The 21102-nt window shown below is 67.7% G+C and carries 21 protein-coding genes; 10 read left to right on the plus strand and 11 right to left on the minus strand.

What is annotated here, in order from left to right; genetic code table 11:
* The first annotated feature begins 156 nt into the window (after positions 1-156).
* From ACWDXS_RS00215 to ACWDXS_RS00240, 6 genes are all read left to right on the plus strand, one after another.
* Positions 157-765, plus strand: coding sequence for a TetR/AcrR family transcriptional regulator (locus ACWDXS_RS00215; protein WP_449960358.1), 609 nt, complete (start codon positions 157-159; stop codon positions 763-765).
* A gap of 169 nt (positions 766-934) precedes the next feature.
* Positions 935-2482 (plus strand): VWA domain-containing protein, encoded by a 1548-nt coding sequence (locus ACWDXS_RS00220; RefSeq protein ID WP_449960362.1) that lies wholly within the window; start codon positions 935-937, stop codon positions 2480-2482.
* Positions 2479-3273, plus strand: a complete 795-nt coding sequence (locus ACWDXS_RS00225) for an AAA family ATPase (protein WP_449960365.1) — start codon at positions 2479-2481, stop codon at positions 3271-3273. The genes ACWDXS_RS00220 and ACWDXS_RS00225 overlap by 4 nt, the downstream gene beginning before the upstream one ends.
* Before the next feature lie 151 nt (positions 3274-3424).
* Complete coding sequence (locus ACWDXS_RS00230) at positions 3425-4162, plus strand: hypothetical protein (RefSeq protein WP_449960368.1); 738 nt, start codon at positions 3425-3427, stop codon at positions 4160-4162.
* Positions 4163-4204: 42 nt separating this feature from the next.
* The gene (locus tag ACWDXS_RS00235) at positions 4205-4630 is read left to right on the plus strand and encodes a hypothetical protein (protein WP_449960371.1); all 426 of its coding nucleotides are present in this window, start codon (positions 4205-4207) and stop codon (positions 4628-4630) included.
* Entirely contained in the window at positions 4630-5775 is a 1146-nt protein-coding gene (locus tag ACWDXS_RS00240; RefSeq protein ID WP_449960374.1) for a phosphotransferase family protein, read from the plus strand. The genes ACWDXS_RS00235 and ACWDXS_RS00240 overlap by 1 nt, the downstream gene beginning before the upstream one ends.
* Before the next feature lie 63 nt (positions 5776-5838).
* On the opposite strand, the gene ACWDXS_RS00245 is transcribed toward ACWDXS_RS00240, so the two are convergent.
* Both ACWDXS_RS00245 and ACWDXS_RS00250 read right to left on the minus strand, forming a co-directional pair.
* A complete protein-coding gene (locus ACWDXS_RS00245; protein ID WP_378992913.1) occupies positions 5839-7095 on the minus strand; it encodes an amidohydrolase family protein in 1257 nt (418 codons plus the stop codon).
* 60 nt (positions 7096-7155) lie between these two features.
* Positions 7156-8016: an acyl-CoA thioesterase gene (locus ACWDXS_RS00250; protein ID WP_449960378.1), complete on the minus strand. Its 861-nt coding sequence runs from the start codon at positions 8014-8016 to the stop codon at positions 7156-7158.
* Between the two features lie 130 nt (positions 8017-8146).
* Here ACWDXS_RS00250 and ACWDXS_RS00255 point away from each other — a divergent pair, with 130 nt between their 5' ends.
* On the plus strand, positions 8147-8464 hold the full coding sequence (locus ACWDXS_RS00255) for a hypothetical protein (protein ID WP_449960381.1): 318 nt from the start codon (positions 8147-8149) through the stop codon (positions 8462-8464).
* A 16-nt stretch (positions 8465-8480) separates the two neighbouring features.
* Here ACWDXS_RS00255 and ACWDXS_RS00260 read toward each other — a convergent pair whose 3' ends face one another.
* The gene (locus ACWDXS_RS00260) at positions 8481-9920 is read right to left on the minus strand and encodes an amidohydrolase family protein (RefSeq protein WP_449960384.1); all 1440 of its coding nucleotides are present in this window, start codon (positions 9918-9920) and stop codon (positions 8481-8483) included.
* The gene (locus ACWDXS_RS00265) at positions 9917-11158 is read right to left on the minus strand and encodes a CoA transferase (RefSeq protein ID WP_449960387.1); all 1242 of its coding nucleotides are present in this window, start codon (positions 11156-11158) and stop codon (positions 9917-9919) included. The genes ACWDXS_RS00260 and ACWDXS_RS00265 overlap by 4 nt, the downstream gene beginning before the upstream one ends.
* 72 nt (positions 11159-11230) lie before the next feature.
* Here ACWDXS_RS00265 and ACWDXS_RS00270 point away from each other — a divergent pair, with 72 nt between their 5' ends.
* Both ACWDXS_RS00270 and ACWDXS_RS00275 read left to right on the plus strand, forming a co-directional pair.
* On the plus strand, positions 11231-12271 hold the full coding sequence (locus ACWDXS_RS00270) for an enoyl-CoA hydratase/isomerase family protein (RefSeq protein ID WP_449960390.1): 1041 nt from the start codon (positions 11231-11233) through the stop codon (positions 12269-12271).
* A 143-nt stretch (positions 12272-12414) separates the two neighbouring features.
* Positions 12415-13212, plus strand: coding sequence for an SDR family NAD(P)-dependent oxidoreductase (locus ACWDXS_RS00275; protein WP_378992923.1), 798 nt, complete (start codon positions 12415-12417; stop codon positions 13210-13212).
* 50 nt (positions 13213-13262) lie between these two features.
* Here the strand turns inward: ACWDXS_RS00275 and ACWDXS_RS00280 are convergent, their stop codons facing one another.
* The 6 genes from ACWDXS_RS00280 to ACWDXS_RS00305 form a co-directional block, all read right to left on the minus strand.
* The gene (locus tag ACWDXS_RS00280) at positions 13263-14453 is read right to left on the minus strand and encodes an acyl-CoA dehydrogenase family protein (protein ID WP_449960394.1); all 1191 of its coding nucleotides are present in this window, start codon (positions 14451-14453) and stop codon (positions 13263-13265) included.
* Positions 14454-14523: 70 nt separating this feature from the next.
* The gene (locus ACWDXS_RS00285) at positions 14524-14982 is read right to left on the minus strand and encodes a MaoC family dehydratase (RefSeq protein ID WP_449960397.1); all 459 of its coding nucleotides are present in this window, start codon (positions 14980-14982) and stop codon (positions 14524-14526) included.
* 2 nt (positions 14983-14984) lie between these two features.
* On the minus strand, positions 14985-16196 hold the full coding sequence (locus ACWDXS_RS00290; protein WP_449960400.1) for an acetyl-CoA C-acetyltransferase: 1212 nt from the start codon (positions 16194-16196) through the stop codon (positions 14985-14987).
* Positions 16189-17076 carry a hypothetical protein gene (locus tag ACWDXS_RS00295; protein WP_379312489.1) on the minus strand — a complete coding sequence of 296 codons (888 nt, stop codon included), beginning with the start codon at positions 17074-17076 and terminating at the stop codon, positions 16189-16191. The genes ACWDXS_RS00290 and ACWDXS_RS00295 overlap by 8 nt, the downstream gene beginning before the upstream one ends.
* Positions 17073-17801: a 3-oxoacyl-ACP reductase FabG gene (gene fabG, locus ACWDXS_RS00300; RefSeq protein ID WP_378992929.1), complete on the minus strand. Its 729-nt coding sequence runs from the start codon at positions 17799-17801 to the stop codon at positions 17073-17075. The genes ACWDXS_RS00295 and fabG overlap by 4 nt, the downstream gene beginning before the upstream one ends.
* A gap of 28 nt (positions 17802-17829) precedes the next feature.
* A complete protein-coding gene (locus ACWDXS_RS00305; RefSeq protein ID WP_449960405.1) occupies positions 17830-18651 on the minus strand; it encodes a mycofactocin-coupled SDR family oxidoreductase in 822 nt (273 codons plus the stop codon).
* 281 nt (positions 18652-18932) lie between these two features.
* Between ACWDXS_RS00305 and ACWDXS_RS00310 the strand changes: the two genes are divergently transcribed.
* A complete protein-coding gene (locus ACWDXS_RS00310; RefSeq protein WP_449960408.1) occupies positions 18933-19742 on the plus strand; it encodes an NAD(P)-dependent oxidoreductase in 810 nt (269 codons plus the stop codon).
* Positions 19743-19798: 56 nt separating this feature from the next.
* On the opposite strand, the gene ACWDXS_RS00315 is transcribed toward ACWDXS_RS00310, so the two are convergent.
* Complete coding sequence (locus ACWDXS_RS00315) at positions 19799-20986, minus strand: acyl-CoA dehydrogenase family protein (RefSeq protein ID WP_378992934.1); 1188 nt, start codon at positions 20984-20986, stop codon at positions 19799-19801.
* Positions 20987-21102 lie beyond the last annotated feature (116 nt).

The raw sequence follows: 21102 nt of genomic DNA on the forward strand, positions 1-21102 counted from the left end.
AATGACATATGTCAGTATTACCGACATGGTCACCGGCAGGAAGAGCAGCGACCTTCTCTCCTGAATTGATAAGGGGGAGAGGGGATTTGGTGACCACCCCGTGAGCTCTGTGCGCGCCTGATTGACGCGAGTCAATGACGGGAGTTAGCTCGCCGCATGAGCGAAATCCAGGACAAGCCTCAGGGGCGACAGGCCCAACGTCTCCACACACGGAAGCGAGTGCTCGATGCGGCGGTTGCGGAATTCGGTAGAGCGGGCGCGGCCGAGGCCGACATCGCCACGATCGTCGAGGACGCGGGCGTGGCGCGCGGAACCTTCTACTTCCACTTCCCGACCAAAGAGCACGTGCTGCTCGAACTCGAACAGCGCGAGGAGGCGCGCATCGCCGGGGAACTCGAACGGTACCTCCGGACACCGCACGATCTCGCGGGAGTGCTGGCGAAAGTCGTCCGGCTGATCGCGGCCCTGGAGCGGCGATTGGGTAGCAAATTGTTCAAAGACCTACTCGCCGTGCACTTCTCACCGACCAGACCGTTGGACGACACCTGGCGAGAACATTCCGTGATCGCTTTGGTCGCCCAGGAGATCGAACAGGCCGCCGAGCGCGGTGAAGCGCAACTCGTCGTCGAGTCGTACCACAGCGCCGTGTTCTTCCTCATCGGCTTGTACGCCCTGCTCACCAGTACGAGCGGCTCGAAAGCGCTGCGCACCGCGGTGCTCGCCGACTACGTGACGACGACGCTGCGCAGCCTGGAGCCCCGATGACGCTGCCGCACCACACGATCCGCCGACAGATATGGAAACCCGATCATGCTTCTCGATCTCGTCCGACTTCTCCTCGCCTGGGGCGCGGTGGTGCTGATCATCGCCTTCTGGTACTGGATCCTGAGCAATATCGGGACATTCTGATCATGTGTACGGCTCCTGAACCGGCATGTACCCGCGGAGATCCACCGTGACCGCCACCCGGCCCGCCGCGTCGGTCGAACGCAGCTGCGCGGTGACGGCGGTCGCGCTGTCGGGTCGCCGCCGCGAAGGCGTTCGCCTGGTGACCGGCGAGCGGCGCGGCTTCGGCTTGAGCCCTGGACTCGGCATCGTCCATGTGCCGTATCCACAGCCGGTGCCCGACTGGAACCACACGACAGTGACCTGCGGCATCGCCCTGCAGTGTTCGCCGTCCAAGGACCGGATCGCGCGGTATCCGCTGCACGAGTTGTCCCCGCGGGAGCGCGGTGCGCTCTCGATCGTGGAGGGCGACGTCGCCGCGACCTGGGCCGGTGAGCGGTTTCCCGGACTGGTACCCGAGCTGCGCCGTCGGCTGCGCGCCCTGGAGTCCACCGATCCCGACCTGTCGGGCGAGGACATGATCGAGCGTGCCGTCGCGCTCGCTCGGTCATCGGGTGTGCTGGGGCAGTACCCGCTGCTCGGGAGCCTGCCGCTGGCCGTTGCGCCGCGTAGTCGCGTGTCGATCGCGGCGCGGCGGATCTACGGCCGGATGCCGTGGACCTCTACCCGTACCGACAGCTACCGCGTGTGGTCGGTACCGGTCGGCGGCGAAGGCGGCAGCCGGGCCTCGAACCTTCCGCCGCCGAGCCGACCCGAGAACGAGGACATCGAGATCCGCGCCGACCAGCGCGCGGGGATCCCCTATCCGGAGTGGAACCAGTGGACGTCGAGTTTCCTGCCCGACCACGTCGCCGTCCTGGAACGCCGCCAACCCACCTCGTCGAGCCCGATCGCGCCCGCCGCACCCGAGGTGCGGCGCTGGTTCGAGGAACTCACCCATCGGTCCATGCGCGGTGGCCTCGTGGACGGGTCCGACCTCGACATCGACCGCTACATCAGCCACTACGTCGACACCCAGGTCGGCGCGACACCGCAACCACGGGTGTTCCGTGAACTGCTGCCCAGTGCCCGCGATGTCACGACCGCGGTCCTGCTCGACGGCAGTTCCTCGCTCGGCATCAACGGGGGCGCGACCTTCCGGTTGGAGCTGGACTGCGCGGACGCTCTCTCGCGGGCGATGACGGTCGCCAGGGAACGGCACGCGATCTTCGTGTTCACCGGCAATACGCGCCATCGCGTGGAAGTCCGGTGCCTGAAGGACTTCGACGACCGAACCTTCGTCGATGTCGGCGGGCTCGGGCTGGCGGCCGGTGGCTACACCCGACTCGGCGCCCCACTTCGGCACCTGACCAGTCGGTTGCTCGACCAACCCGCGCAGCGTCGCCAGCTCATCATCATCGGCGACGGCCTCATCTCCGACGAAGGGTACGAGGGCCGCTACGCGTGGGCCGATGTGGCGCACGCTGTCGAGGAAGCCGTCACCGCCGGGATCGCCGTCTACTACATCGGCATCGGACCCGTCCGAGTCGATCCACTGCCCGAAGTCTTCGGGCCCACCCGCTCGCAACGGATCCGGCGGGTGGAGGAACTGCCCCGCGTTCTCGCACATATTCACCGAGAGTTGGTCGACCTATGACATCTGATTCCTATTTCGCCGGTGGCGGCGAGGTCGAACTGTTCGAACGAGCGTTCCAGCAACGCCTTCCGGTCATGCTCACCGGACCGACCGGCTGCGGTAAGACCCGATTCGTCGAGCACATGGGCTCGCTGCTGGGTCGCCCGGTGGTCACCGTCAGCTGCCATGACGACATCACCAGCTCGGATCTGGTCGGGCGGTTGCTCGTCACCGGCGGTGATGTGGTCTGGAACGACGGCCCGCTCACCAGGGCCGTGAAGGGCGGGGCCATCTGCTATCTGGACGAGGTGATCGAGGCACGCCACGATTCGCTGGCCGTGCTGCATTCGCTCGCCGACCACCGGCGCGCGCTCTACCTCGACCGCGCCGATGAGGTAGTGCAAGCCCCCGAATCGTTCATGCTCGTCTGTTCCTACAACCCGGCCTACCGCAGTTCGCTCAAGGTCCTGAAACCGTCGTTTCGGCAGCGCTTCGTCACCATCGCGATGGACTACCTGGCACCCGAGCGCGAAACCGACGTGGTGGTAACGGAATCCGGCGTCGATCGGGGCGTGGCGACACGATTGGTGCACTGCGCGAACACCATTCGTGGCGCGGACGAGATATTCCACTTCGAGCCACCGTCGACGCGCGTACTGGTGGCCGCGGCCCGGCTCATCGCCGCGGGCGCGCGCGAGATCGACGCGGTGCAGGCCTGTGTGCTGGCGCCGCTGAGCACCGATACCGCCATTGGTGACGGCCTGCGCCAGATCGCCACCGCCGGTCTGCTCGCCGGCGAAGAACCCGTGTGACCACCTCGAGGAGAACGCTCTCATGAACGAGCAAGACCGTAGACGTAAGCGTGCGCTGATCGTCTTCCAATTCACCATCTATGGGTTTCTGCTGCTGATGTTCCTCATCCAGTTGCGGATGCTGATGACCAGTGACTGGTAGGAGAAAAATATGAATCTGCCGACATTCGTCAAGCGCCGTACCGGATCGGGGAACCCTCAGGGTTCCGATATCCGGACCGCCGGAAGCTATGACGAGCACGAAGCGGAAAGCCGGGCGAGCCAGCGCCGCGCCGACGTCTGGCTCACCGCGGGCACGGCACTGATGGGCACCTATGTTCTGGGCCTGTTCGGACTACCGATCTTTCTGCGCGGCGTCTGGTTGCAGCGCCGCGCGCAACAAGAGGGTTTGTCCGTGCGGCCGCTCATCGTCACGCTGATCGGGTATCTCGTCATCCTCGATGCCTTCCTCAACAGCGTCGGCTGGGTGCTCGACGTTTTCGCCAGCCACACCTTGGTCACACGGGTCTTCTTCACCGCCTGGGGCAATTTCTTCGACGCGGGCTACTGGTGGCACTACAACGAGCTCTGGATCGGCGGCGCGGGCGCGCCTGGCGAGAAGGGCTGGGAGTTCGCCTGTGTGCTCGTCGTCTTCCCGATGCGGATCGCCGCCGCGATCGCCTTCCTGCAGATGAAGCGGTGGGGCCATCAGTGGCTGATCGTCACCTGCTGGTTCGGTGTGGTCATCTGGGTCGGCTACATCGTGAACATGACCGTGTACGCCGATATCCGTTTCGACGGTGTCGTGCTGCCGGTGTTCGGCTGGTGGCTGTACGACATCTTCTACATCACGCCATTCCTGGCAATTCCCTATCTGCACACGGTCAATCGCGAGATATTCGCCGACTGACCGCGGTTCGACTCGATTTATCTGCTGAAGGAGAGTTTCGCGATGAGCACACCATCGTCCGAATCGGGATCGGCTCCGGCGGGAGAACTTCCGCTGGGAACCACGCCACCGTTCGCGCGCATGCATCGATGGCTCAAACGGGGAATCATGGTCTGTCTGGTCGCGCTGGTGGTCGAAGGGGCTTTCACCGTGCCGGCGCTCGCGCTCTGGTACGGCTGGCCGACCCTGTCGCTGCAGGAGATCTGCGACGAGATGATCAAGGTCCGCTACGACGACGACGCCTTGGAATGCCAGTATCCCGCCGATTTCAACGCACCGCCGCTCGGCGGGCAGCCCGAGGCGGCCGGGCAGACCACCGCACGTGACGAATGGGGCGTCCAGCCCAAACCCGGTTGGGACCACATCGGATTCCGGGAGCTCGTCCATCGCCACAACGAGCGGATCGCTCGAGAAGGCGGGGGCCGATAGTGCGCGATTCGGTACTCACTGCCCGAGCCGTCGGATCGGCGGTGGGGCGGGCGGTGCGGGTCGCGGTGGACCGCGCGGTGCCGGGAGGCGCCGCGCGCGTGCCGCTACGCGTGGAAGATGTCACCGAGGCCTGGCTCGCCGAGGTCTTCGGGGTGGCACCGGAACGGATCCATCGGATACGTGTCGTGGAATCCCACTCCGGGACCGCGGCGCGGGCGCGCATCGAGGTGAGCGCGGACGCCGATATCCCCGAGTTCCTGTTCCTGAAACTGCCGCCGCGCAACTACTTACAGCACGTCCTGATGAACCTGTTCAGCCTCGGGTCGCGCGAGGTCACCGCCTATCGCGTACTGGGCGACACGCCGCCGATCCGGGTGCCGCGCTGCTATGCGACCCGCTCCGACCGGGTGCGGGGTCGCGATGTCCTGGTCTTGGAGGATCTGTCGCCGACCGCGCGTTTTCGTACGGTCGTCGATCCGCTCGGCCGCGACGAAGCGGAGGCTGTCGTCGACGCCATGGCGGATCTGCATGCCGCCTTCTGGCGTGACCCCGCGGGCGCGGCGGGCCCACGGTCGGAAGTGGAAACCCAGCTCGGGCTCCTGATCCGGCGCCGTCTGCTCGGTGAGCTCACCGGACCCGCTGCGGACCTGGTCCCGGCGACGATCCGGGAGCAGATCCGGATCTTCTACGAGCGGGGCAGGGAGATCGACGCCTTCTGGGCGCGTCAACCGCAGACCTTGATTCACGGTGACCCGCACCTGGGCAACCTGTTCTTCGAGGACGCGGGACCCGGCTTCCTGGACTGGCAGATCTCGACAACGGGTTGTGGCATACGCGATGTCGCCTACTTCGCGAACGCGTCGGTGGAACCCGAGTTGCTGCGCGAGATCGAACGCGGACTCGTCGAGCGCTATGCCGCCCGGCTCGACGCCGCCGGCATCGCGGTAGATCCTGAGCGGCTGTGGACGCTGTACCAGGTCGGCATCACCGAGTTGCTGCTCGCCATCGTCTGCACCGCCGAGGCGGGCGAACGAATGCAGTCGAGCGCGGTGACCCGGTGCGGCGTCGCGCGGGCCGTCGCGGGCGTCGAGGCGCACAACAGCCTGGTACTGCTCGCCGCATTCCTCGATGGCAGGCGCGTCTGAGGTCGGGCGCGCCGGAAGGCTGCTGCCGCCGAATCCGATTCGGCGGCAGCGCAAGTCGTTGGGTCAGTGGGTTGTGGTGGTCGCGGCGCTCGGTTCGGGGTTGGCGATGGGCAGTCCGAGGAAGCGGCGGGCGTTGTCGCCCATGAAGTCGTAGGTGCGCTGGACGTCCATGCCTTCCGCGTATTTCCAGAAGCCCTTCGGCTCGGCCAGACCCTCCGGATGCGGGTAGTCCGAGCCGAAGAGGACTTTGTCCCAGCCGACGGTGTCGACGACGTCGGCCACGCATCCTTCCCAGAACGGGCTGACCCAGATATTGCGGCGGAACACCTCGTGCGGGTGCTCGGGGAAGTTCTGCGGCATCTTCTTGTACAGGTCTTCGAAGTCGTGGAACAGCGGGTAGATCCACGAACTGCCGTTCTCGACGCTGGCGACGCGCAGCTTCGGGAAGCGGGTCAGGGTGCCGTGGCAGATCAGACTCGTGATCATGTCGGAGATCTCGCGGTGGCCCAGCGCCATCCAGCGGAAGGGGCTCTGCGCCATGAAGTTCGCGGTGTGCGGCGGTTCCCAGGAGGCGATGTAGCTGTCCAGCGGGGGGTAGCTGGCGTGCAGCACGATCGGCAGGCCGGCGGCCTCGACATCGCGCCAGAACGGATCGAATTCCGGCAACGCGGGTGAACGCCAGCCGTGCAGGCCGTTCACCGGGCCCGGCTTGATCAGGGCGACCTTCGCGCCGTTGTCGAGGATGTACTCCAGTTCGCGCTGGGCCGCGTCGACCTCGGACAGATTGATGATCGGGGTCGAGTAGATCCGGTCGGCGTAGTTGTAGGACCAGTGCTCGGCCATCCACTGGTTGAGCGCGTGGATGATCGCCAGGGTGAGCTGTGGATCGTCGGCCGCCGAATGCTCGACCAGACTGGCCAGCGTCGGATAGTTGAGGGCCTCGACGACTCCTTGGCGGTCGAGCTCGGTGATCCGGTCCACCGGATTGCGGGTGGCCGCGGGTGCCTCGATCGCGGGTCCCTGCATCTCACGCAGCGTGAGCCCGTCGGAGTTCTCGCCCGCGAAGAACTTCTCGTGCGCGCCGGGCGCGGCGACCCGCTCGAAGGTCGGGTTGGGGATGAAGTCGGTGACCTTGTTGTTGATCACGATCCGGGTCTGCCGACCGATCTGCGCGAACTGCACCGCACGCGCGTACTGCTCCGGCAGATACTTCGTCAGCGAGTCCGGGGTCTCGTACATGTGCTGGTCGGCGTCGAAGATCGGCGCATCGCGGAATTGCTCCTCGGTCCGGCTCGCGGTCGGGTCGGCGGTGTTCGTCATCTGGTTCCCTTCCATCACTGCAGTCTTATCTACTGTAATGCATACAGTATAAGTTGTGGTTCACCTGGCCGGGACGGCGTCGACACGGAACCTGAGTAGGGCCTCCTGGGCGAACGAGGCGACCAACGTGCCGTCCGCCGTGAAGACGTCCCCGCGTCCGAAGCAGCGCCCGTGTGCGATCGTCGCGCCGTAGTGGCGCAGGAGCAGCCAGTCGTCGGTGGCGAACGGCCGGTGGAACCAGACCGTGTGTGAGGTCGTCGCCGAGGTGAACGCGGTGCCGTTTCCGCGTTGGTCGATGCCGTCGAACGGGCGCAGCGCGGTGCCGATCACGTTCAGGTCGGTGGAATAGGCCAGCAGCGCCGCGGCCGAGCCTTCGTCGTCGAGGGTGGGCATTCGCATCCACAGGTCGTAGTCGGTCCGTCCGCAGCCGGGGGCGTCGAGATCGGTGACCGACCTGGTGTCCCAGGGGAGTAGGTCGAATCGGACACGGTTCTCGGGGCCCGGCAGTGAGGCGGTGGGGTGAATCGGCTGGTAGGACGGGCCCGCTTCGGCGGCGTGGAGCGAGACGGCGCACGTGGCGATCGGGCGGCGGCCCTGCGTCGCGGTCACCGTCAGTGCACCGAACGAGCGGCCGTCGTGCAGTAGATCGGCGAGGTAGTGAACGGGGGTGTCGGAGGTGCCCTCCCGGAGGAACGACGCATGGAGGGATTTGACCGCTTTGCTCGGGTTCGCCGCGTTCGCCGTGCGCACGAACTGGCCGAGCAACTGCCCGCCGAAAAGGCGCCGGTGGGGCAGGTGCTGGTTCGGCCCCTCGAAGGTGTGTGGCGGACCGGTCGGGCTCGATCCCGCGCCATCGGTGGGCGGTGTGGGTATCGAGCGAAGTTCGAGGCAGGCCGCGAGGTCGTTCCAGATGTCTTCCACGGGAAGATTGTAAGTCATACGGTAATAGTTACAGTATATCCCTGATCTGCACTCGGGATCGAATTCTCTCACCTATGGTTGTGGCAACAGTATGAGTGTCAGGTTCTCGCGGATGCCGAGGTGATGGTCGATGACGAACTACAAGGATTTTCGGCGCAGGTCGCCCACGATCGGCGACCGGCGATCGCCGGCGTCATCCGCCGCCGACGAGCACGACGCGCCGATCCCCGGCGAGGTGGTTCGGACCATGAGCCACGACCTGCTCGACTATTTCGCGAAATGCCCACGGTGCGGTTACGCGGCGCAGGCAACGGAAACGGTTCGGGCCTTCTCGAGCGGGTTGGTCGAGCGCAGGCTGTATCGCACGTGCGGGTTGCCGTGTGGTTGGCACGATTCGGCGACGCAGGTCGCCGACACGGTTCCGGCGGTCGCGCTCCCCGCTCCGTAGCCGCCGATCACGGCGCTCACGCGAACAGTGCGCGATCTACGGCATCGGCCGACGGCTCGCGTAGTACCTGTTCCAGCGGCGCTCGCAAGAGGACGAGATCCGCGGGCGCCCCCCGCCGAATCCGGCGTGGCCGTCCACCCGGGTCGTCGAGGGGGGTGAGGTATCCCGCGAGTGCCTGTGCGGGCGTGAGGCACTCGCCCGCGTTGAGGGTCGCGCCGGTTTCGGTGGATCGGCGACTGGCCGCGGCGATCACTGCCCACGGGTCGAGCGGGCCATAGGGCGAATCGCTGGACATGGCGAGGGGGACACCCTGCGCGAGCAGGCTTCGGCAGCGATACAGATCGTCGAGGTCGTCGGGTTCGACGTGGTCGAGGTAGTAGTCGCCGCGCTGGGACAGAAAACCCGGTTGGGTGATCACCCGCAGGCGGTGGCGGCGCAGATCGGCGATGCTGTCGGCGGGAACCAGCGCCGCGTGCTCGACGCGGTCGCCCGGGAAATCTCCTGCCACATCCAGGGCGGCGAGCAGCAGGAACAGCGCTGCACGGCTGACGCAGTGGACGGCCACGGCCCGCCCGCCGCGGTGGGCGGTGCGAATCCGATCCACCAGCGCGTCGAACTGTGGGAGTCCGGAGTCGGCGATGACGATCTTGTACGGTCCGACGCTGACCCGTTCGGGCAGTGGCGTGACGCTGTGCGCGGGCTCGCCGCGCAGGGGGGCCCCGAGCAGGTGCAACCGCTGCGGCAGGTCGCCCCCGGTCACAGCGGTGACCAGCGCGGCTGCCGAGCGGGCCGACAGATCGGGGGTCGCGTCGGTGACACCGGTGATGCCGTAGCCGGTGAGGGTGGCGCCGAGCGAACCGAGGTGCGGCGGCGTCGCGGGTGGCAGCCGGGTGCGTAACCAGGTGTCCGCGCGCCAGATCCGGCCCGTCGGGACACCATCGGCAGTGCATTCGACGCCGGGATGCGCCGCGTCGGTGATCTGCGCTGCGACGAGCGCGGCGGTGTTGAGGATCCACATCGCGCCACTGCGGTGCTGTACTCGCACCGGTCGGCTGCCGTGCAGGGCGTCGAGGGCGAGCGCGTCGAGATCGCCCGCGACGGTGTCGACATAGCCGACGCCGCGAACCCAGCCGTGCTCGTCGGCCGATGCCTCGGCCAGGGCAGTGCCCAGCGCGCGGCGGTTCGGGACGGCCGGTGGGCCGCAGCGCACCGATGCCGCGTCGGCGGCCGTGGCGTGCAAGTGCAGGTGATGATCGTGGAGACCGGGAATGACGGCACCACCGCGCGCGTCGATCACCTCCGTCGCCCCGTCCGTGGACAGCGACCGTCCGATATCGTCGATCCGGCCGTCCCTGATCCGGAGATCGAGACCGGGGATGCCGTCGATCTCCGCGTCGAGCACGATGACGACCCGGCCGCGCGCGGGTCGGCGAGTCCGGCTGGAGTCGTCGGTCACGGCACCGGAATCCTCAGCGACCCGAGTACGCGCGCCGTATCGGCACCGGAGTCCGCGGCGGGGCCGATCATCTTGCGGGACAGTGGTTTCGCGACCGGAATCGGTCCGTTCTCGGACTCGACGAACCAGGTATCACCGCGCTGCGCCGTGCGCGGGACCGGATCGGCGGTCAGCGTGCTCGCGACGACATCGGTCATCGAGATGTCCCACAGCACGCCGCGCCCATCGGCCGGCGCCGACATCGCGAGTACGGCGGCGGTCAGGCCGGTGAGTGGGTCGGCGATGGCGTCGCCGACGAAAGCCGTTGTGCTCGAATCGGGCTCGAAGGCGACCAGCCCGGCGGCCGCGGCGATGTCGTCCCCGAAACCGATCCGGTTCGACGCCCGACCCGCGGCGGTGATCGACACCCAGCTCGCCCCGCGCGCGACAGCCGCCTCGGCGTCGAGCCCGAAACCGGCGAGCGCCCGGGGCCGTGACGCCTCGATGACGATGTCGGCGGCGTCGACCAGAGCCCGCAGCGCCGATCTTCCGGTGCGCTCGGTGGGATCGAGAACCACCGACTCGTGGCCGTGATGCAGGAGCGCGTAGAACTCCGGGCTGCCGCGGCGGGCGCCGTCGGGCCGTCCCGGGGTCTCGACCTTGACCACGCGCGCGCCTGCCAGACCGAGCAGATGGGCGCACAGCGGGCCCGCCCACAGGGCGCTGAAGTCGACGACGAGCAGCCCCTCGACCGGCCTCGGCGTCATCGGTGACGGGCAGTGCGCGGGCTCGTCGGGCCGCACCGGACCCGCCGCCACGCCGAGGAGTTCGGCGCGTTCGAGGAGTTCGTCGCCGCGATGCGCGCGGACCCATTCGGCGAGCGCGGGCCACGGATCCGCCGCGTCGAGATCGTCGCCGATCAGCGCGCCGAGCAGCAGCGGATCATCGGGTCGGGCGCATGACACCGCCGCCCACCCGTCCGAGGTGCGCAGCAGTCGGCAACGGCCGCCCGCCGACACCGTTCCCCGGCGCCGTAGACCGGTGAGCGCCGCGCGTTCGCCCAGTAGCTGAGCCCCGTCGACAGTGATCGTTCGCTCCGAGAACGCGGCCAGTGTCGAGGACAGCTCCCTGGCCCTGGTGGCCGCGCGCCCCGGCGGCACCAGGGGCGGTCCGTCCGGGCGACCGGAGAGGGCGACCACGCCGCTCGCCGCCCAGTCCGCCGCGGGCGGACCGGGAACCGGCGCTGTCGTTGGCTGCACGGCTCGATAGTAGGTCGCGGGGCCCGCCCGGTCTCGGTCATCACCGAGCCGACACCGTGTCACTATTGCGCGGTGAGCCGTGAAGCGACTGATCTGGCCTCGGATGCCATGGAACTCGACATCAGCCCGCAGGGTACGCCGAGAAATCCCCTGCTGGTCATCGCGCTCGACGGGTGGGCAGGGGAGTCGCCCGAGCGGATCGCCCGGGTCGCCGAAGCGCTGGCAGGCTCGCTGCGCCTGTCGATCGGGGTGTTGCGTGGACCGGCCTCCCCACGTCTGGAGCCGCTGTTGCGCGCGCTCACCCTGACGCTGGCCGAGGATGCCGCGAGCTCGCCGATGATCGTCGACCATCCCGACCCCGAGGCGGCGGTGCGGCATCTGACGGACGTTGTGCGGCGCAATCCGCAAGCGAGCGTGGCGCTCGGGCGACTGCTGCGCCAGACCGCGGTGCCCGATACGACCGCGGCCCTCGGCGCGGAAGCCGCGGTCTACTCGATGCTGCTGGCGGGCACAGAGTTTCGGCGGTGGCTCGCCGAACGCGGCGGGCCGAAACCGGTGAACTTCCCCGATCGGCCGCTGGTGCGGCTGGACCGCGACGTCGACCTGCTGTCGGTGACCCTCGACCACCCTGAGCGCCGCAACGCACTGAGTGCCCCACTGCGTGAACAACTTCTGGAAGCCCTGCGGCTCGCCGAACTCGACGACAGCATCGAGCGGGTGCTCCTGCGCGGTGCGGGTCCGGTGTTCTGCAGCGGCGGCGATCTCGATGAATTCGGCACCGCCGTCGATGTGGTCGCGGCGTATCAGGTGCGGCTCGAACGGGGGCCGTGGCGGGTCGTCGACCGGCTGGGCGAGCGGGTCTCGGCACAGGTCCACGGCGCGTGTATCGGGGCGGGCATCGAGCTGTCGGCTTTCGCGCACCGACTGGTCGCGGCGCCGGACACGTACTTCCGGCTGCCCGAGATCGCGATGGGGCTGGTTCCCGGAGCGGGCGGCACCGTCAGCGTCCCGCGGCGGATCGGACGCTGGCGCGCGGCCTGGATGATGCTGACCGGTGATCGGATCGACACCGGTACCGCGTTGCGGTGGGGGCTTGTCGACGCCATCGAGTAGATCGAGTGACTCGCCGCTCCCGTGAGGCATACTGAATGCATTACAGTAATGCCATGTAGGATCGTGTCGTGTTGCCGGCTGTCGACAGTCCGCAGCGAGGTCCCACGGGAAACGGCGGTTCGCTCGAATGAGGTGGTTGCGGAATGGATTTGGGATTGCGGGGCGCGGCAACGGTCGTGGTGGGCGGTAGTCGCGGGATGGGGCTGGCCACAGCGCGCTGCCTGGCGGAGGAAGGCGCCAGGGTCGCGGTGATCGGCCGGTCGGCCGACGATGTCGAGCGGGCGAGCGTCGACCTGGCGCAGCGGGGGAGTACCGACGCGATCGGACTTGTCGCCGACGTGCGCGATACCGGCCAGGTGGCCTCGGTCTTCACCGAACTGGAGCAACGGTGGGGTGGCGAACTCAACGCACTGGTCAACACCGTCGGGCCGAACGTTCAGGGCACGGTCGAGGAACTGTCCGACGATCAGTGGCACGAGGCAGTCGACCACGGCGCGCTCGCCATCGTGCACTGCGTCAACGCGGCGCTGCCGCTGCTACGCAAGGCGCAGTGGGGACGGATCGTGAACTTCTCCGCGCATTCGACCCAGCGCCAGACCACCTCCCTGGTCGCCTACACCGCGGCGAAGGCGATGGTGACCAGCATCTCGAAGAATCTGTCGCTGTTGCTGGCCGAGGAGGAGATCCTGGTCAACGTGGTGTCGCCGGGTACCTTCGTCACTCCCGCGCTCACCGGCTGGGCGCGTTCGGTCGGTATCGACGACGACGATCCCTACCGGCTCATGGAGGCGATCGGCGCGCACTTCGGGCACCCCGCGCAGATGCCGAGAGCCGGCTTGCCCGAGGAGATCGGCCCGGTCGCGGCGTTCCTGGCCTCGCGCCGCAATTCGTACATGACCGGCGCCAACGTGAATGTCGACGGCGGCTCCGACTTCGTCTGAGCCACTGTCGGTTTCGGCCGGACCCGCGAAGGGTCCGGCCCTCGCTGACCTCAGAGCCGATAGTCGCGCAGCACGCCCTTGCCGATGATCCGCTTCTGGATCTCGCTGGTTCCCTCGCCGATCAGCATGAACGGAGCCTCCCGCATCAGACGTTCGATCTCGTACTCGGTGGAGTATCCGTAGCCGCCGTGGATGCGGAAGCTGGCCTGGGTGACCTCGTTGCAGAACTCGCTCGCCAGATACTTGGCCATGCCCGCCGCGACATCGTTGCGCAGCCCGGAATCCTTCAGGCGCGCCGCGTTGACCATCATCAGATGGGCTGCCTCGACCTTGGTCGCCATGTCCGCCAGCGAGAATCCGATCGCCTGATGCTCGACGATGGGTTTACCGAAGGCCGAGCGCTGCTGGGCATAGCGCGCGCCGAGTTCGAACGCGCGCAGCGCGATTCCGCAGGCGCGGGCCGCCACATTGACCCGCCCGACCTCGATGCCGTCCATCATCTGCTTGAAACCCTGACCGGGTTCGCCGCCGAGGACGGCGTCGGCCGCGACGACGTGGTTGTCGAGCAGCATCTCGGTGGTGTCGATGCCCTTGTAACCCATTTTGTGGATCTTGCCGGGAATGCTCAGTCCGGGAACGACCTCACCGAATCCGGCGGGTTTCTCGAGCAGGAAAGTGGTGAGATTGTCGTGCGGGCGTTCGTGACCCTCATCGGTGCGGACGAGGGTGGCGACGAGCGTGGCCGTGGAACCGTTGGTCAGCCACATCTTGCGACCGTCGAGCGTGTATTCCCCCGAGTCCCCACGCACGGCCTTGGTACGGATGGCGGCCACGTCCGAACCGAGTTCGGGTTCGGACATGGAGAACGCGGCGCGCACTTCGCCGGTGGCCATGCGCGGCAGGAAATGTCGCCGCTGGGCTGCCGTACCGTGCTGGGCGAGCAGATACGCCACGATGAAATGGGTGTTGATGACGCCGGAGACGCTCATCCAGCCGCGCGCCAGTTCCTCGACGCACAGGGCGTAGGTGAGCAGTGATTCACCGAGGCCGCCGTACTCCTCGGGGATCATCAGGCCGAACAGCCCCATCTCCGCCATCCGGTCGACGATGTCTTGCGGATAGGTATCGGTGTGTTCGAGTTCCTGTGCGACGGGAATGATCTCCTTGTCCACGAATGTGCGCACAGTGGCCAGTATTTCGGTCTGCACCTCGGTGAGGCCGTGAGTTTGTCCGAGTTTCATTGGGAAATCCGTTCGGTGGAATCGGTGCCTGCGTGGCGTGAATCGGCGGCTGCGGTGGGCTCGGCGCGGGTCACAACACCACCACCGTGAGGGTTTCGGCCACCAGCGCCGGTTTGTCCTGCTCCTCGTCCTCGATGACCCATCGAACGGTGAGCAGGCACCGCGACTTCTCGACCGACAGGTCGAGCGGGGTGGCCGACGCCCGTACCCGGGTGCCGACACGCACAGCGGATGGGAAGCGAACCTTGTTGCTGCCGTAGTTGATTCGTGCCGTGCCGAATCCGATGGCGTAGAGGTCGCGGCCGAGGAACGGCAGCATCGACAGGGTCAGGTAGCCGTGGGCAATGGTGGCGCCGTAGGGGCCGTCGGCGGCGCGGGCAGGGTCGACATGGATCCATTGATCGTCGCCGGTGCATTCGGCGAACGCGTCGACTCGTTTCTGGTCGATCGGGAGCCACGGTCCCGGCCCGACGGTATCGCCGATCGCGGCCGAGAGGTCATCGAGTGAGGTGAAGGTGCGCGCGGCCATGATCACACCACCCGCTCGAAGACGGCGGCCAGGCCCTGGCCGCCGCCGATGCACATCGTCTCCAGCCCGTAGCGCAGTTCGCGTCGGTGCAGTTCCCTGGCCAGGGTGGCCAGCATCCGCCCGCCGGTGGCGCCCACCGGATGTCCGAGAGAGATGCCCGAGCCGTGCACGTTCATGCGTTCGAGATCCTGGTCGCCGAACTTCCATTCCCGCATGACGGCGAGAGCCTGAGCCGCGAACGCTTCGTTGAGTTCGATCAGGTCGATGTCGGAGAGGGAGAGCCCCGCGTGGCGGAGCGCGGCGTCGGTGGCGGGGACCGGCCCGATCCCCATGACATCGGGTCGCACGCCGGCCACTGCCCACGACTTCAAGGTGACCAACGGGGTGAGGCCCAGTTGTTCGGCAGTCTCCCTGGTGGTCACCAGACACATCGACGCCGCGTCGTTCTGCCCGCTGGCGTTGCCCGCGGTGACCGTCGATTCCGGATCGATCGCGGCCCGAACGGGTTTCAGCGCGGCGAGTGATTCGAGGGTGGTGTCGGCGCGGGGGTGCTCGTCGGAGTCGATCACCGAATCGCCGCGCCGCGAGGAGACCGTGACCGGAATGATCTGCTCGGCGCTCGCACCGCTGTGGGCGGCGTCGATGGCACGCTGGTGGGAGGTGGCTGCCAGCCGATCCTGTTCTTCCCGGGGGATGGCGTAGGTCCGGCGCAGGTTCTCGGCGGTTTCGAGCATGCCGCCGGGCACCGGATAGTCCTTGCCGCCGGCGGTTTCGCGTCCGCGAGCCAGCGCATCGTGGACCCGGACCCCGCCACGCGCACCGCCCCAGCGCATATCGAGCGAGTAGAACGGGGTGTTGGTCATGCTCTCGACACCACCTGCGACCACCACGTCACTGGCACCACTGGTGACCTGCATGACCGCCTGGATCACCGACTGCAACCCGGATCCGCAGCGTCGATCGACCTGCATACCGCCGACGGTCACCGGCAGCCCGGCGTCGAGGGCCACGACTCGGCCGATGGCAGGCGCCTCGCTGTTGGGATAGCAGTGGCCCAGGATCACGTCGTCCACGACAGCGGGGTCGATCCCGGTACGCTCCAGCAGCCCGCGCAGGGCGATGACACCGAGATCGACCGCGGTGAGCGAGGAGAACACCCCGCCGTAGCGTCCGATGGGGGTGCGGACAGGTTCACAGATCACTGCTTCACGCATGGGTGCGGTCTCCGTCATGGTCGAATTCGGCGGTCAGAACGGTGTGTTCGACAGTTCGGTCGGTGCCCTCACCGGTACGGACGGCGAGTTCGAGGTCGACATCGGCGTCGCGACGCTGGATGCGGGCCGGTTCGGCGCAGAACAACGGCGCGAGATTGCGGTGACGCAATCGGGCCGGAGTCGACTGCGGTCGTTCCCGTCGCAGGGTCTCGGCCATGGCCAGGGTCATGAGTGGTCCGTGCACCACCAGCGCCGGATATCCCTCGACGCCGGTCGCGTAGGGCCAGTCGTAGTGGATACGGTGGGAATTGGCCGTGGCCGCGCTGAAACGCATCAAGACAGTGGGATCTGTGCGCAATTCCCAGTCCCATTCGGCCACGCGTCGCAATGGTCTACCCGCTGCCGCGGGGGCGGGCGGTGTCGCGATGCCGGCCCCGGGTTTCGGGGCCTCGCGATAGATGAGATTCTGGCGTTCCACCACAGCGAGCGTGTCCGCTCCGGTGTAGAGCCGGATTTCGACATCGACCACCACCAGCGGTCCCGTCCGCCCGTTCTTGGGCGTCACCGCGACGACTCGCGCTTCGCGCCGCACCGTCGACCCGATGGTCACCGCCTCGTGCAGTACCACGTCGCCGCCGGCGAACATGCGCCGCGGCAGCTCGACGGGAGGAAGGAACGAGCCACGGGCCGGGTGTCCGTCGGTCCCGATCGAGGACGACACGGGCCAGCGGGCCAGCGCCGCCCAATGCCACAGCGGCGGAAGCGGATCGCCCGCTCCGATCGAGGGTGCGCCGGAGTCGAGGACCGCGCTCAGCGCGGCGACCGGTGCCGGATCGACGTATTCGTCGGTGACGACGGTGTGTGCCTGCCACTCGGTCACATGAACCGCCCGCCGGTCACTTCCAAGGTGGTGCCGGTCATGTACGAGGACAGGTCGGAGGCGAGGAAGAGCGCGACGCCGGCGACCTCCTCCGGTTCACCCGCCCGCGACATCGGGATCTCCGCCATCTTCTGGTCCCAGACGTGGCCGGGCATCGCCGTGGTCATCGGCGACCGGATCAGGCCGGGTTGGATCGCGTTGACGCGCACCCCGAATCGGGCCGTTTCCTTGGCCGCCGCCTTGGTCAGACCGATGATGCCCGCCTTCGCGGCCGAATAGTTGGTCTGCCCGGCCATGCCCACTTTGCCCGAGAGCGAGGAGATGTTGACGATGCTGCCACGCCCTTGCTCCCGCATGATCGTGGCGGCGAGTCGGGTCCCGTGCCAGCTGCCCTTCAGGTGCACTGCCACGACCTGGTCGAAATCGTCCTCGCTCATCGTGCGCATGGAGGCGTCGCGGGTGATGCCCGCGTTGTTGACCATGACATCGACCGAGCCGAATTCGCCGGTCGCGGTGGCGAGCAGCGCCGAGACATCGGCGGCGCTGGTCACGTCGCAGCGGACCGCGCGAACAGCGTCCGAGCCCAGCGCCTCCTGTGCCGCGTCAGGATTCAGGTCGCCGACGACCACTCGCGCACCCTCGCGCAGGAAGGTCGACGCGATGGCAAGGCCGATGCCCTGCGCCCCGCCGGTGACGACCGCGACGCGGCCCTCGAGAAGTGACATGGTGTGGAATCCTTTCGGCGATGCGCATTCAGTACTGCGTCGAGCCCAGGTCGACCGCGATCTGGGCGGCGGTGATGTAGCGGGACTCGTCGTCGGCCAGCCAGCTGACAGCGGCGGCGACGTCCTCGGGCATGGCCACCCAGTCCGGGAGGAACGGTGTCGTCATGTGTCCGAGTTGGGGATTGGATTCGAGCGAGCGGCCCAGCGCGGCGACCATGTCCCCGCTGCCCATGGGTGTCAGCACGGCGCCCGGATGCACGCTGTTGACCCGGATCCGATGTTTGCCGAGTTCGGCGGCCAATCCCCTGGCGATACCGGTCACCGCGTGTTTGCTGGCGGTGTAGTGAACCATGAACGGCTGCATCTTCAGCCCGGCGGCGGAGCTGATCAGGATGATCGAGCCGCCGCGCCCACCGTTGATGATGTGGTCGGCTCCGGCGATCGCGGTGTTCCAGGTGCCGGTGACATTGATGTCGATGACATCGCGAAACGACTCGGAGGTGATCTCGTTCCACCGCTGCGGGATACAGATGCCGGCGTTGGCGACGACGATGTCGAGCCGTCCCAACGTGGCGACCCCGTCGTCGACAGCGGCGCGCAACCCGTCCAGGTCGCGGGTGTCGACGGTGGCGGCGACGATGCGGCGGCCGGTCGCTTCGACCAGTCGGACCGTCTCCTCGAAATCCTCTGGCGTGGCCGAATCGTAGGGAACCGCGGCCGGCAGCGGGCCTGCGAGATCGACGGCGATGATGTCGGCGCCCTCGCGCGCCAGGCGCACCGCGTGCGCCCGGCCTTGTCCGCGCGCTGCGCCGGTGATGAAGGCGACCTTGTCGCTGTGTCGGCCGGTCACGTTTTCTCCTCGGGCTGTCGGGCGCTCACGGATCGTGTGGGACAGGGGTGGTGATCCCCGCCCGCGGACACAGCACCAGAACTCATTATCGTATGTTTTATCGTAAAGACAACAGTATTGCGTCAGGACACCTTATGGCCCGACCGTTCGCGGTGCAAGAACGACCGCGTCGGGTTCCTGCCCGCTGTTACAGTTGGCATTACTGGATTACTGTCTATTCGCGAATCGTCGCATCGTTCTCGGTGGCGAACGGGTGTCATCGCGAGGGAGGAGCGGCGCGGATGTCGAAGGTTGTCGGGTTCATCGGAGCAGGTCAGATGGGCGAGCCGATGGTGGTTCGCCTGGTGGCGGCAGGTCATCGGGTCGTGGTGTACGCGCGGAAGGAGGCGGTGCGGGAACGGCTGCGGGCGGCGGGAGCCGAGGTCGTCGACTCGGTGCGGGAGGTCGCGGTCGCGGGCGAGGTGATCATCGCGTGCCTGTTCTCGGATCACCAGCTACGCGAGGTGCTGGCGGGGCCGGAGGGAGTGCTCGCGACGGCGCGGGAAGGTGCGGTGGTGGTCTCGCACACGACCGGTGCGGTCTCGACGATCACCGAGCTGGCCGGTGCGCGACCCGACGGTCCGGTCCTGCTCGACGGACCGGTCAGTGGATCGGCCGACGACATCGCCGCAGGGCGGCTCACGGTCTTGCTCGGTGGGCCGTCGGACGCGGTCGAGACCGTCCGGACGGTGCTGTCCGCCTACGCGAGCACCATCTTGGCCACGGGTGCGCTCGGCAGCGCGCTCGGTGTGAAACTGGTCAACAACGCCCTGTTCGCCGCGAACGCCCAACTGGTGGCTGTGGCCGCCGAAGTCGGCCGCAAGCTGGGCATCGAGGAAGCGCAGTTGCTGGAGGCGCTGTCGGCGGCCAGCGGCAACAGCTACGCGGCCGATTCGATTCGGCGCACCGGCGGTCTGGCGAAATTCGAGAAGCGCGCCGCGCCGTTCCTGCGCAAGGACGTCGCCGCCTGCTTGACCGCGACCGCCGACCTCGGCATCGACCTCGGCGGTCTGGGGGCCGCGATCGCCGACGGTCCGCTCGACTTGAGCTGACGCCGGGCGGACCGAGTCGGCCACAGCCCTGCAGTGGTGGCCGACCCGGCCGGTCGTTACTCGGCGGCTCGCTCGGCATTCTTGATCAGCCCGCCGCCGATGATCAGGCGCTGGATCTCGCTGGTGCCCTCGTACAACCGCAGCAGCCGGACGTCACGGTAGATCCGTTCCACGGCCACATCGCGCATGTACCCCGTGCCGCCGTGCACCTGCACCGCCGAATCGGCTACCCGCCCGGCCATTTCGGTGCAGAACAGTTTGGCCACCGACGGGGCGACCCGCCGATCCTCGCCCGCCACCCAGGCGCGCGCGGCGTCGCGAACCAGGGCGCGGCCCGCCATCACTCCGGTCTGCATATCGGCCAGGTGAGCCTGGACCAACTGAAACCGCCCGATGGGGGTGCCGCCCTGGGTAGCGGTCGCGGCGTAGGCGACGGACTCGTCGAGCGCCCGCTGCGCCGTGCCCACCGCTAGTGCCGCGATATGGACACGACCCCGCGCCAGCGAGGTCATCGCCGCACGGTAGCCGATGTCCTCGCTACCGCCGACGAGTGCGTCGGCGCCGACGCGGACATCGTGGAAATACACCTCCGCGGTCCATGCGCCCTCTTGGCCCATCTTGCGGTCCTTGGGGCCGACTGTCACGCCGGGGGCGTCGGCGGGAACCAGGAACACCGAGATGCCCGCACCGTTCTCGTCGGCCGGACGGGTGCGGGCGAAGACGACGAACAGATCGGCGACCGGTGCGTTGGTGATGAAGCGCTTCTCGCCGTTGATGATCCAGCCGTCACCCGACCTGGTCGCGCTGGTGCGCAGCGCCGCGGGATCGGACCCCGCACCGGACTCGGTGAGCGCGAACGACGCGACGACAGCGCCGGAGGCGATGTGCTCGAGCCATCGAGATTTCTGTTCCTCGGTGCCGAACCCGACCAGGACCTGACCGGCGATACCGTTGTTGGTGCCGAACAGTGAGCGCAGCGCGAGCGTGGTGTAGCCGAGTTCCATGGCCAATTCGACGTCCTGGGCGAGATCGAGTCCGAGGCCGCCCCATTCCTGGGGGATCGCGTAGCCGAACAGGCCCATGGCCTTGGCCTGACGCGCGATCTCGTCGGGCATCCGGTTCTGTTCGGCGATCTCGCGCTCTCGCCCGACAACCACGTTTCGTACGAAATCCTTGGTCTGCGCCAGTATTTCGCGGAAGTCCTCCGCGGTGACCGCGCTGATGGCGGTGGATGCGCTCGTCATGGCAGGGCCTCCTCGTCACGGCACTTCGCGGCCGTGGTGCTCGATGTGTCTGGTGGGCAAGTGGCCCGATGCGCCGTCTTGACCGGACGCACGTAATGTCTAACATTACTGTAATA

This window comes from Nocardia sp. NPDC003183, from assembly GCF_053590715.1.